Source organism: Arthrobacter sp. T2-23 (assembly GCF_055398325.1).
This window is the reverse complement of the sequence record NZ_AP027917.1, coordinates 2061396-2073561: the sequence shown is the minus strand read 5'-3', so window position 1 is coordinate 2073561 and position 12166 is coordinate 2061396. Positions and strand designations below refer to the sequence as shown.

Annotated in this window: 10 protein-coding genes; 2 read left to right on the top strand and 8 right to left on the bottom strand. The window is 62.8% G+C overall.

Features of this window, described 5'->3' with window-relative positions; all coding sequences use genetic code 11:
* Positions 1–2742: 2742 nt before the first annotated feature.
* From ACZ5Z0_RS09610 to rpmH, 8 genes are all read right to left on the bottom strand, one after another.
* Positions 2743–4014 (bottom strand): ParB/RepB/Spo0J family partition protein, encoded by a 1272-nt coding sequence (locus tag ACZ5Z0_RS09610; protein ID WP_464108214.1) that lies wholly within the window; start codon positions 4012–4014, stop codon positions 2743–2745.
* A 68-nt stretch (positions 4015–4082) separates the two neighbouring features.
* A complete protein-coding gene (locus tag ACZ5Z0_RS09605) occupies positions 4083–5147 on the bottom strand; it encodes a ParA family protein (protein ID WP_464108213.1) in 1065 nt (354 codons plus the stop codon).
* Positions 5148–5233: 86 nt separating this feature from the next.
* On the bottom strand, positions 5234–5884 hold the full coding sequence (gene rsmG / locus ACZ5Z0_RS09600) for a 16S rRNA (guanine(527)-N(7))-methyltransferase RsmG (protein ID WP_464108212.1): 651 nt from the start codon (positions 5882–5884) through the stop codon (positions 5234–5236).
* A 17-nt stretch (positions 5885–5901) separates the two neighbouring features.
* Positions 5902–6513: a Jag family protein gene (locus ACZ5Z0_RS09595; RefSeq protein WP_464108211.1), complete on the bottom strand. Its 612-nt coding sequence runs from the start codon at positions 6511–6513 to the stop codon at positions 5902–5904.
* Complete coding sequence (gene yidC / locus ACZ5Z0_RS09590) at positions 6513–7490, bottom strand: membrane protein insertase YidC (RefSeq protein ID WP_464108210.1); 978 nt, start codon at positions 7488–7490, stop codon at positions 6513–6515. The genes ACZ5Z0_RS09595 and yidC overlap by 1 nt, the downstream gene beginning before the upstream one ends.
* A gap of 16 nt (positions 7491–7506) precedes the next feature.
* Positions 7507–7914 carry a membrane protein insertion efficiency factor YidD gene (gene yidD / locus ACZ5Z0_RS09585; protein WP_464108209.1) on the bottom strand — a complete coding sequence of 136 codons (408 nt, stop codon included), beginning with the start codon at positions 7912–7914 and terminating at the stop codon, positions 7507–7509.
* Entirely contained in the window at positions 7907–8317 is a 411-nt protein-coding gene (gene rnpA, locus ACZ5Z0_RS09580; protein ID WP_464108208.1) for a ribonuclease P protein component, read from the bottom strand. Before rnpA ends, yidD begins: the two co-directional genes overlap by 8 nt.
* 41 nt (positions 8318–8358) lie before the next feature.
* Positions 8359–8496: a 50S ribosomal protein L34 gene (rpmH, locus tag ACZ5Z0_RS09575; RefSeq protein ID WP_003800212.1), complete on the bottom strand. Its 138-nt coding sequence runs from the start codon at positions 8494–8496 to the stop codon at positions 8359–8361.
* 467 nt (positions 8497–8963) lie between these two features.
* On the opposite strand from rpmH, the gene dnaA reads away from it, so the two are divergent.
* Together dnaA and dnaN are read left to right on the top strand one after the other, a co-directional pair.
* The gene (dnaA, locus tag ACZ5Z0_RS09570; protein ID WP_464108207.1) at positions 8964–10385 is read left to right on the top strand and encodes a chromosomal replication initiator protein DnaA; all 1422 of its coding nucleotides are present in this window, start codon (positions 8964–8966) and stop codon (positions 10383–10385) included.
* Between the two features lie 602 nt (positions 10386–10987).
* Positions 10988–12112, top strand: a complete 1125-nt coding sequence (gene dnaN, locus ACZ5Z0_RS09565) for a DNA polymerase III subunit beta (protein ID WP_464108206.1) — start codon at positions 10988–10990, stop codon at positions 12110–12112.
* Positions 12113–12166: the final 54 nt, after the last annotated feature.

Below are 12166 nucleotides of genomic sequence, written 5' to 3'. Positions count from 1 at the left end.
ACGTCCGACTGTGCCGCCGGACCAGCCTCACAACCGGCTCCCCTCAGTACCTCCGGTCCTGGTTGGCGGACATGAACCAGATTCCATGCGTCGGCCCGCCACCTCAAGGACGCTACTGGCGCGAGGTACGCAGACCCTGATGTGGTCCGGCGTGAACCCGCGAGTCTGGCTGGTAGTCGGTTCGCCGCCTGGTTCGGCAACGGTTCCACGGCTTGCACGCTCCGCCGCCGAGATCACACTGCGGGAAGCAGTAGGCACCCACGCTGGCCGGGTCATGGGCGGCGCCAGCACCCAGTGATCAGGGGCGCACCATCCCGATCGGATGTTCGCTCCTATTGCCCGGAGATACGACGTCGCCGAGCTGCCTCTGTAGCCAGGGAAGCAAGGATCTCCCGCGGCCTGCCCGCTCTTCCGATTTACTCCGAGGGGGAGACTCCGAGGGGGACCGGGGGCTGATTGGCCAGTTCTCCACAGAACTTGTGCACATAGTTATCCACAGGTCCACGGGAAATTACCCACAGCTCTATCCACAGGCCGCGCCAGTACTTTCCGCCGGTCAGACGGGTGAACTACCAGCGGCTTGGGCTGGTCAGCGCCAGTCCGCTTCCCGTCCGAGCAGGAGCGCCCGGACACTAGCGGCTTAGGCCGGATCAGAAGCCAGAAAAATTAACCAGGTTGTGGGGATTTTTCAGGCGCTGCCGTGCTTGATTGCTGCCGCCGTCCGCCCAGTTGCTGCGTTTCACGTGAAACATCCACTCGTTCCTCCAACGCTGGGGAGTGGGCCGGGTGAGAGGCCACCCACCACCTTCGGCTCAGCTTCCACCCGTGTCCCCACGACCGGAAGTAATCCACAAAGTTATCCACAGCAATATCCACCGCTTTCTCCACGTCGGTCCGCGTCGCCATCCACCGGCACTCGCTTCCGCAATGACAGTCCGATCCGCCCTTCAGGAGGTGCTGATGCTTTGTTGGCGGAAGCTCGGACCGGGCCGAGTGGCGACCCGATGCCGGCACGTGGAGTCCGAGCCGTTAGTCCTGTCACCATCCGTCCGAGGGAAGGCCGGCGTTCCACGGGCCAGTATGCTCGCGGGGAAGGGGTGTTTGGGGCGGCTCGAAATCCACCCTCACCTCCAGCGACTGCCAGGGAGAGGAACTGCACCCAGGGACCCCTGCGGCGCGAAGGCCCGAGGAGGATCTGGGGGAGCCGAGGTGTGCCTGCGGTCAGCAGAGTAAGCGGAGTCGAAGCCTGTTGCGTCCGCGCAATCCGTGGGTGGCCCGGGAAACGCAGACTCCGTGTCGCCCGCACCACTGGGCATTACGTCAGGACTCCCCGTAGCTGGCAGGCGAAGGGCCAAGTCGCCGAGCAACCCGTGGCCCCCGGCACCACTAGCACGGCCGCTTCCTACTATCCGGTGCATGACTCCGAAGCAGCGTGCTAGCCAACGCAGTGCCTGCCAGTTGCCGCTGGCAGGCCCTGGGCCGAAGGAGCTGAGCTTCACTGGAACCCACCGCCGTCGGTTCGTGCTCCAGGAGTCTCGGCCGAAAACTACTAGGCAAGAGGCGATGCCTGTACCGCAAGGATGCCGGGCCGGCATCACTAACGGCGTTAGCATCCCTCTCAACGCGGACTGGACTTCAAAGGGCAGGCACGCCGCAATGCTCTTGGGACCGTTGGCGGAGGTGTTCTTCGCGTAGCTCCGTCAGATTCCCTACGGCCAAATCCGTGCAGCATGAATGGCTTTGGAGAAATTCAGAGCGTGGAATCTTGCGGAGGAGGCGGAGGAAAGGGGCCATCCGATCAGCTTCGGGGGAGCCGCGTGCCTCATACCCAACAGCGTAAAACGGCACCAACTGCAGCTAGCGGCTGCCCTCACGGTAATCCTGCGAGGCTCCGCGATAACCCCGCCGAGGGGCAGAGGCTATGGTCGATGCCGTCAAGGCGCGACAAAGGGCGGTAGTGTTTCACGTGAAACAGCCAGCCAAGGAACCTCCAAGCGGGGGTTCCTCCCACGCCCTCGGCTGCAATTTGAACTCCGGCAGCTGAGCCGTTCCTGGAACAAACGCCGAAGCCGCCCGAACCTATCACCCGGACTCCACTAGCGGGTTGCGGTCGAATACAAGCTGTCGGAGCGCGACGGAAGCTCGATGCCGCGGCTTACGACCCGTCGGCCGACTTAGGCGATACTTCAGGCGGCGGAGTTGGCCAATCTCGGAGAGCGGAGCCGTTGTCAAAGGCCGGGGACTATGCACAGCCATTGGTCCCGCACCCAAGGAGTTTCCTGGGTGCGCCCCCTCACGGCAGGTTGAATCCGAAACTCAAAAAAACTCATTGTGTTCCGGGCCACTCCGTATCTCGGGACTGATGCAAGCGAACCGTAGACACGACCCCACTGTTTCACGTGAAACGCCCGGACGCCTCCCACGGGGGACCCGAATCGCCGCAGGATAATCGCAGGCTGACGCCCCGTCAGCGACGTAGCCGATAATCTTGTCGCGCAGTGCCCCTCTTCCGGCACACCCTGCGCCTAGGAACCTGCGTATGCGGCCACAGAGCCCTGAAGCCTGCCTAGGCGCTTCGCCTCCACCACTGCCACAGCAGGGACAAGCAGCCCGACTAGAGCGTCTTCAGCGCGTTTGACGCCAGCAATGCCCGCACAGAAACAGGAGGGCGGGGCTGCGGACAAAAAAGCAGGGCCCGTTTCACGTGAAACGGGCCCTGCCTATGCCTGGATAGCAGGAAACTTAGCTGGGGTTACCTGGGGTTAGGACGTCCATGATCCGGTTGAGGTCTTCAACGCTGGCAAATTCGATACTGACGCGGCCCTTGCGGGCACCGAGGGAGATCTTCACGTTCGTATCCAGGCGGTCCGACAACGAAGAGGCCAGGTAATCGAGGCGCTCGTGGCGTGCGCCCGGACGGGGAATGTTGCTCTTCGGCGCCGCGGAGGGGCTCTGGTAGAGAGTTACGGCTTCCTCGGTTGCCCGGACCGACATTCCCTCGGCGACGATCTTCTGGGCAAGTCGCTCCATGGCGGCCGCGTCGGGAAGCGCGAGAAGCGCGCGGGCGTGGCCTGCCGAAATGACGCCCGCGCCTACTCGGCGCTGCACCAGAGGCGGCAGCTTCAGCAAGCGCAGCGTGTTGGATACCTGGGGCCGGGACCGACCGATCCGATCAGCGAGCTGCTCATGGGTGGTTCCGAAGTCTTCGAGCAGCTGCTGGTAGGCGGCGGCCTCTTCGAGCGGGTTCAGCTGGCTGCGGTGAAGGTTCTCCAGCAGGGCATCGCGCAGCAGGTCATCATCAGTGGTGTCCCGGACGATCGCAGGGATGGTGTCCAGCCCGGCGGCCTGCACGGCACGCCAGCGGCGTTCACCCATAACGAGTTCGTAGGGTTCGCCACCTTCTTCGGTTGAAGTCCGGACCACAATTGGCTGGAGGACGCCGATTTCCCGAACCGAGTGCACGAGCTCCGCCATGTCGTCCTCATCGAACACGGAACGCGGCTGCTTGCGGTTCGGATGAATGTCCGTTACCGCAATTTCAGCGAAACGGACGCCGGGGACCTCCACCAGGTCCACACCGTTGTCGCCGTCGACGTTGAGCCCCGCGGTCGCGGGCTTGGTCCCGGCCTCGCCGGGGTCACGGGATTCGCTCCTAGCCGCTGCGGTCTTGCGCGGGGCTGCCTTCTTGGCAGTTGGCCGCGAAGTTTCAGTGGACGGTTCTTCTTCGGTCTTCGCAGCCTTGGCCGCCGGCTGGGCGCGCGCACCCGCATCGGCGCGGGCAACTGACTCCACAGAATCCACCGAAGCGGAAGACGCCGTCGTCTCCGCCTCCGACGTTTCGGCTGCCGTGGTCTCTTCCGGGGTTTCCGCTTCCGAGGTGCGCTTCCTGGCTTCGGGGAAAAACAGGTCCACGGGCCGGGACGGCGCAGTTCCGTTCCCGGAGGCGTTGGCCGAGGCGGAACTTGGAATCAGCGCGCCAAGTCCACGGCCGAGGCCGCGTCGCTTATCGCTCATGGATAAATCCCTCCAGTGGAAGAGCCCGGCATACTCCGGCTCTGGCTAGTGCAATTGTTGAGAAGATTCTAACGTTCAGCAATTTCCGCTGCGGCTTCCAAGTAGGATAGGGCGCCGCTGGAGGAAGGGTCGTAGGTCATGACGGTCTGTTGGTAGCTCGGCGCCTCCGAGATCCGGACCGAGCGCGGAACCACAGCTCCGAGAACCTGCTCCGGGAAATGTTCACGCACCTCGGCTGCCACCTGGGCTGCGAGGTTGGTGCGGCCGTCGTACATCGTCAGCAGGATGGTCGAGACCACCAGATCCGCATTGAGGTGCTTCTGGATCATTTCGATATTCTTGAGCAGTTGGCTCAGGCCTTCCAACGCGTAGTACTCGCACTGGATCGGGATCAGGACTTCACTGGCGGCGCAGAAAGCGTTGACCGTCAGGAGACCAAGGCTCGGCGGACAGTCGATGAAGATGTAGTCCAGCCGCTCCTCGCCGTTCTTAGCGCGTTCCTTGGCATAGACGTCGATGGCGCGCCGCAGACGCTGCTCCCGGGCGACCAGGCTGACGAGTTCAATCTCTGCGCCAGCCAGGTGGATCGTAGCCGGGGCGCAAATCAGTTTCGCGATGTCCGGGCAGGGAGCCACGACGTCCTGCAACGGCAGGTCGTTGATGAGGACGTCATAGATGCTGTCGACGTCGGCGTGGTGTTCGATTCCCAGCGCGGTGGAGGCATTGCCCTGGGGGTCAATGTCGATCACGAGGACGTTGAGCCCGGCGGCAGCCAGGGCGGCAGCGATATTGACGGTGGTGGTGGTCTTGCCCACCCCGCCCTTTTGGTTTGAAACGGTGAAGATCCGGGTCTTTTCCGGCTTCGGCAATTCGCGGCCCAGCAGCCGTTCGCGGCGCTTGTTCTCGTGGGCGAGCTCGCGGGCAATCGGGCTTGAATCGTCGATGGAATCGAGCACGTTGCCGATCGAGGGAACGGAAGTTTCACGTGAAACGCTCGCATGAACCGAGTCTGTAACCGAAAGCGTTTGCTTCGGCGACACATTGTGAGCGGCAGCCGGCGCGCCGAAGGCACGTGCTGACCCCAGGGACACAAACGGGGGAATCCGTTGTGTGGAGGCTTCGCTACTGCTCACTCTGACACTCTCACTCTCATTCGGCGTTTACTGCCGGTCACTAGCCTAACCTCTTCGCTCAGAAGACCGACGGCACCGGGCTGGTGCTACGCAATCTTTCGAGGCTTGTTCACAACGATTCGGACAACCGTCGTGGGCTCTTCGAGGAGGTCCTCACCGACCACCACCACAGCTGTCTCCACGCCACCGAGCTCGCGGATCACTTTGGCCGCCTTCTCGATCTCCTCACCGGCACTGCGCCCCTTGATGGCGACAACTTCACCCTTGCCACCGAGCAATGGAATCGTCAGTCCGGCAAGGTTCGAAAGGGCTGAAACCGCACGGGCGGTGACGACGTCGGCCTGGACCTGGCCCACAGCCAGTTCCGCCCTGGTCCGCATGATAGTGACGTTTTCCAGTCCGAGGTCATCGACCACTTCCTGGAGCCAAATCACGCGCCGTTCGAGCGGTTCGATCAGGGTGAGTTCCAAGTCCGGACGCGCAATGGCGAGACAAAGGCCCGGAAGGCCGGCGCCACTACCGACGTCGGCCACGTGGCTTCCGTGGGCGATCTCGCGCTCGATCACGGCGCAGTTGAGGACGTGTCGGCTCCACAGCCGGGGCACTTCGCGGGGGCCGATCAGGCCACGTTCCGTCCCCGAGGTGGCCAAATGCTCCACGTAGCGCTTCGCCAGGTCCAGCCGGTCGCCAAAAATAGATTCGGCAGCCTTGAGTTCGGCCGCAGTAATTTCCACCATCAGGTTACTCCGCGGATTCAGTCTGCGGAGACAACGATGTGCCGGTCGGCACCTTCGCCTTCGGACTCACTGACAAAGCCAAGATCTGCCACGGCGTCGTGCACGATCTTGCGTTCGTAGGCGCTCATCGGGGCGAGCGCGACGGCTTTGCCCGTGTCCTTGACCGAGGCGATGGCGTCTTCAGCAATCTGCTGCAGGTCACCGGCACGGTCCGCGCGGTAGCCATTGATATCCAGCACGAGGCGGGAGCGGTTCTCCGTGGCCGAGAGTACCGCGAGGCGGGTCAGCTCCTGAAGGGCTTCGAGCACCTCACCGTCGCGGCCAACCAGGTTCTCCAGACCGGAACCTTCCTCTTCGGCGACAATCGAGATGTAGGTGCGTCCATTGCGGACCTCGATGTCGATGTCGCCATCAATGTCGGCGATGTCCAGCAACTCTTCGAGGTAGTCCGCGGCCACATCCCCCTCTTCCTCAAGGCGGCTGGCCGAGGAGCCCTTCTCTGAGCCGCGCGTGGCGTCGTCGGAGTCATTCCGCGGCTCAGGGGTACCGTCAGCCAGGACCTCGGCCTGGAGCTCGGCCTGGGAAGCGGCTTCGTCGGAAATAGCGTGTTCGGTGCTCTCGGCGGACATTACTTCCTCTTCCTGTTCTTGCGCTGCGGCTGTACCCGCTGGCTCTTGGCGGCGACGGCGGCAGCAGCGGCTGCTGCTTCGGCCTCGGCGTCGGCCTTCTTGGCACCCATCAGGGGCAGGGAGGGCAGGCCCTTGGCGGCACGACGCTCGGCCAGGGCCTTGGCGGCGGGGGATCCCGGCGTCGGCATACGGCGAATGACGAAGAACTGCTGGCCCATGGTCCAAAGGTTCGTGGTGGTCCAGTAGATCAGGACGCCGATGGGGAAGTTGATGCCGCCGACGCCGAAGACGACCGGCAGGATGTAGAGCATCATCTTCTGCTGGCGCATGAACGGGCTCGCCATGGCTTCTTCGGACATGTTCTTCGCCATGATCTGCTTCTGCGTGATGAACTGCGACGCTGTCATGGCCAGGATCATCACGATCGAGAGTACCCAGACAGCCACGTCGTTGCCGCCGGCGCCGCCGTGCAGCAGGGACGCAGAGAGCGGAGCGCCGAAAATACTCGACTCATCGAACTGCTTGACCTGGTCGATGTTCATCGCGCCGATGCCAGTCCCGCCGGCCTTGGCGGAGCTGATACCGGAGAGCACCTGGAACAGAGCGAAGAAGAACGGCATCTGGATCAACATGGGCAGGCAGGCCGAGAACGGGTTGGTGCCGTGCTTCTTGTACATGGCCATCTGTTCCTGCGCCATGGCCTGGCGGGAAAGTTGGTCGGTCTTGCCCTTGTACTTGTCCTGGAGCTTCTTCAGGTCCGGCTGCAACAACTGCATGCCGCGCTGGGCTTTGATCTGCTTGACGAAGACGGGGATCAGCGCGGCGCGGATGACAAGCACCAGCCCGATGATGGACAGCGTCCAGGTCCACCCGTTGGCGGCCGGGAGCCCAATGGCGCTCAATCCATCATGAAAACCGATCATGATGGCGGAAACTAGCCACTTGAACGGGGCCAGAATTGTTCCAAAGATGTCCATACGTTATCCCTACTCGTCAGGCCGCCGAGCGGCCTTCTCCATCAGACTGAACAGCCAGGTACTTGTCCGGGTTGTTCAGCACAACAATTCTGGGGGTGTGGCCGTCGGGCCACTCCCGGTGACCGGCGGGGACATGGTCCACACCGCCGGAATTCCATGGGTGGCAGCGCAAGAGGCGCCGGACCGCGAGCCAGCTTCCCTTGACGGCGCCGTGCACCGTGACTGCTTCCAGCGCGTACGCCGAGCAACTGGGGAAGAATCGGCAAACCTGTCCGTACAGCGGGGACACCACCTTGCGGTAGCCGATCAGCAGCAGGATCAGGATGTTGCGGGGAAGGTTCCAGAGCGCCCGGCCGAGCCAGGCTGCCAAGGCTTTGAAACGAGATCCAGGAACGGGGACGACGGCGGCAGTTGAGTTACGCACGCGGGGTCCCTTCCTGTGTTGTCTCGTAAGAAACTGTAGAAGCGGCCTGGGGAAGGCGGCTGCCCAACCGTTTCATGGTTGTCTCCAAAGCGGCGTCATAGTCGCCCAGCAGATTGTCCCAGCCGGCTGCCGCCGAGGCGGGCAGGGCCCGGACCACGATAGCGAACCCGCTGGGATACTTCTGCAGCGACAAGGCGCCGGCTTCTCTTAGTCTCCTCTTAACGAGGTTCCTGACAACAGCGTTCCCGACACTCTTGGAAACGATGAAACCGATCCGGCTTGGTTCATCGGCAGCGAGAGCTGCCGTATATAACACTAAGTTCCGGCGTCCATTGCGGACGCCGGAACGTACAGTTGTTGAAAAATCGGTAGGGGTCCTCAGACGGTTCCGGGTGGCTAGCACCGTTCAACTCGCATAGGGATGGTGACCGACGAGTCAGTTATTTAGGCCGACAGCTCGGTGCGGCCCTTGCCACGACGGGCTGCCAGGATGGCACGGCCGGCACGGGTACGCATACGAAGGCGGAAGCCGTGCTTCTTGGCTCGACGGCGGTTATTCGGCTGAAAAGTCCGCTTGCTCACGTTAGTTACTCCAGTGGATCAAAGGTGCGCCCACCCGATCAAAAAAGGGGAAGAACTGGCCGACGCTAAGTTTTGTATGCGCCGCTTCCCTCGACTCGCAAAGACGCAGGCGTCGGGGAGAGATTCAATGAGGCGAAAAGCGGACACAAAGGACTTCACAACGTTAGGCGAAAAACGCCTCCCGAGTCAAACCGGGAGCTGCGCTGCCGCCTGTCCCCAGCTGTGGTTAACCCGCCCGCCGGCCTGTGGATGAAGTGCGTCACGCGCCCCGATTTCGAACTACACCGGTGTGATTATCCACAGGGCTAACCCCAGCTATCTTCTAGGCTTTTCATCCCCTAGAGTGTCCCAGTAGCCGATTATCCACGGACTGTGCACAACCCTGTGGATTAAGCCCGGGCCAGCAGCCTGGTTCGGGTCCTGTGGCTGCAGGTAACGCAGGCAAGCAAGGTTTGAGGAACTGATTGATGACGGTAGACGAAGCCAACCACGCGAACACCGTCGGAAGTTCCTGGCGGCGGGTGGTCAGCCTCCTGGAGAACGACCACCGGGTCACCCCCCGGCAGCGTGGCTTCGTGATCCTCGCCCAGGCCCAGGGCCTGATCGGGTCCACCTTGCTGGTGGCCGTTCCCAATGAGCTCACCCGTGAGGTCCTGCAGACCCAGGTCAAGGAAGCCCTCGACGACGCACTGCGCGATGTCTTTTCCGACGAGATCCGCTGCGCGATCGACGTCGACACCGAGCTGGTGCCGCTGCACGTCGAACCGGAGCCCTCCGACGAGCTGTCCCTGGTGGCCGACCCCTTGGTGGAGCTGAAGCCCCAGCCGATGCTGCCGAGCACTTCCCACGAATTCGGCCGCCTCAACCCGAAGTACGTTTTTGACACGTTCGTGATCGGTTCCTCCAACCGCTTTGCGCACGCGGCCGCCGTCGCTGTCGCCGAGGCCCCCGCCAAGGCCTACAACCCGCTGTTCATCTACGGCGACTCCGGCCTGGGCAAGACCCACCTGCTGCACGCGATCGGCCACTACGCCCGCCGCCTCTACAGCGGCATTCGGGTCCGCTACGTGAACTCCGAGGAATTCACCAACGACTTCATCAACTCGATCCGCGACGATGAAGGCACTAGCTTCAAAACCACCTACCGCAATGTCGATGTCCTGCTGATCGATGACATCCAGTTCCTCGCGGGCAAGGACCGGACGCTCGAGGAGTTCTTCCACACCTTCAACGCCCTGCACAACAACAACAAGCAGGTCGTCATCACCTCCGACCAGCCGCCCAAGCTGCTTGCCGGCTTCGAGGACCGCATGAAGTCGCGCTTCGAGTGGGGCCTGCTGACGGACATCCAGCCGCCGGAACTGGAAACCCGAATCGCGATCCTTCGCAAGAAGGCCCTGAGCGAAGGCCTCTCCGCCCCCGACGACGCCCTGGAGTACATCGCTTCGAAGATCTCCAGCAACATCCGCGAGCTCGAGGGTGCGCTGATCCGGGTCACGGCCTTCGCGAGCCTGAACCGGCAGCCGGTGGATGTGGCCCTGGCCGAGATGGTGCTCAAGGACCTGATCACCGACGACGGCGCCCAGGAGATCACCTCGGCGCAGATTCTCACCCAGACTGCCGACTACTTCAAGCTCAGCATGGAGGAACTCTGCAGCAAGTCCCGGACCCGGACGCTGGTCACCGCGAGGCAGATCGCCATGTACCTGTGCCGGGAGCTCACGGACATGTCCCTGCCCAAAATCGGCCAGGAACTCGGTGGCCGGGACCACACCACGGTGATCCACGCCGACCGGAAGATCCGTGAGCTCATGGCGGAGCGCCGCGTGATCTACAACCAGGTCACCGAGCTGACCAACCGGATCAAGCAGCAGCAGCGCAATTCCTAAGCTCCCGCGCCGCGCACTCTTACCTTGTTAACAGTGCACTGTGGACAACCCTGTGGACAGTTAAGGGGACAACCGCGGTTAGTGGGCTTAAAACCCTTAAGGCGCCTGTGGATCGTCGAAACGGCACAAAATGTTGTCCCCATCCACACCCTGTTTAAAACCTGCTCCACCCACAGTCCATGAACAGGGCTTAACCGCGGAACTGCACCGCGAGATCGAGTTATCCACAGTTTCCACAGCAGTTATTAACACTACTAATCCCAAGAAAATGAAATTCCCTCAAACAACAGTTTCTTTTCGACCCTCCGCCGGCCGGCCCAAGGCCGTGCTGAACCAAAGCCGAGAACCACACTGGTGTAACCCGGGGATGGGAGAACTCGGTTCTTGGGGCTAAGCTGTCTGCAGTGTGTCCGTCCCGGACACGCTCTTGTCATTCGCTCACCGGAACCGGGGCCGGGTGACCGGCCTCCGGGATGCATGCACTTAGCTTTTTGGCGGATCCGGCACGACGCCCGGAACCGCCGTGGCACTATGACTTTTAGTGCCAATTTTTAGAGATGATTCGTAGCGATGTCAGCAGCAATGAAAGGCGGCACCCTTCCGTGAAGTTCAGAGTCGAGCGGGACGTCCTGGCCGAAGCCGTGACCTGGGCCGCCCGGTCGTTGTCTCCGCGGCCGCCCGTTCCAGTGCTTTCCGGTCTGCTCCTCAAGGCCGAAGCCGGCACCGTGAGCCTCTCGAGCTTTGACTACGAGACCTCGGCCCGCTTGGAAATTCCTGCCGACATCACCACCGAAGGCACCATCTTGGTTTCCGGTCGTCTGCTGGCCGACATCTGCCGCAGCCTGCCGTCCGCACCCGTGGACATCGAGACCGACGGCAACAAAGTCACGCTGAGCTGCCGCCGAAGCAGCTTCCACCTGGCCACCATGCCGGAGGCGGAATACCCGCCGCTGCCTTCACTTCCGCCGATCAGCGGCACGGTGCCGGGTGATTCGTTTGCCCAGGCCGTTTCGCAGGTGATCATCGCGGCCAGCAAGGACGACACCCTGCCCATCCTGACCGGTGTCCGGATGGAAATCGAAGACGACCTCATCACGTTGCTGGCCACCGACCGCTACCGGCTGGCCATGCGCGAAGTCCCGTGGAAGCCCGCCACCCCCGGAATTTCCACGAGCGCCCTGGTCAAAGCGAAGACCCTGAACGAAGTAGCCAAGACCCTCGGAGGCAGTGGCGACATCAACCTCGCCCTCGCCGACGACGACAGCCGGCTGATCGGCTTCGAGAGCGGCGGCCGCACCACGACGTCCCTCCTGGTCGACGGCGACTACCCGAAGATCCGCTCGCTGTTCCCGGACTCCACCCCGATTCACGCCACCGTGCAGACCCAGGAACTGGTCGAAGCCGTGCGCCGTGTCTCGCTCGTGGCCGAACGGAACACCCCGGTCCGGCTCGCGTTCACCCAGGGACAGCTGCACCTCGACGCCGGTACCGGCGAGGACGCCCAGGCCTCGGAAGAGCTTGAAGCCCAGCTGACCGGCGAGGACATCACGGTTGCCTTCAACCCGCACTACCTCATCGAGGGCCTCACCGTGATTGAGACCAAATTCGTCCGGTTCTCCTTCACCACGGCTCCGAAGCCGGCGATGATCACCGCCCAGCAGGACGCCGACGGCGAAGACCAAGGCGACTACCGTTACCTGGTTATGCCAGTCCGCCTGCCCAACTAGTCCCCATCGCCACCCTCGCCTCGCCAGCTCGGCAAGGGAAGCCTGGAGGCGTGG

What these genes read in the sequence shown, in the direction of transcription:
- rsmG (WP_464108212.1), bottom strand. Translation starts at nt 5,884, where the DNA reads ATGGTGGAAATTACTGCGGCCGAACTCAAGGCTGCCGAATCTATTTTT.
- yidC (WP_464108210.1), bottom strand. Translation starts at nt 7,490, where the DNA reads ATGGACATCTTTGGAACAATTCTGGCCCCGTTCAAGTGGCTAGTTTCC.
- dnaA (WP_464108207.1), top strand. Translation starts at nt 8,964, where the DNA reads ATGACGGTAGACGAAGCCAACCACGCGAACACCGTCGGAAGTTCCTGG.
- ACZ5Z0_RS09595 (WP_464108211.1), bottom strand. Translation starts at nt 6,513, where the DNA reads ATGTCCGCCGAGAGCACCGAACACGCTATTTCCGACGAAGCCGCTTCC.
- ACZ5Z0_RS09610 (WP_464108214.1), bottom strand. Translation starts at nt 4,014, where the DNA reads ATGAGCGATAAGCGACGCGGCCTCGGCCGTGGACTTGGCGCGCTGATT.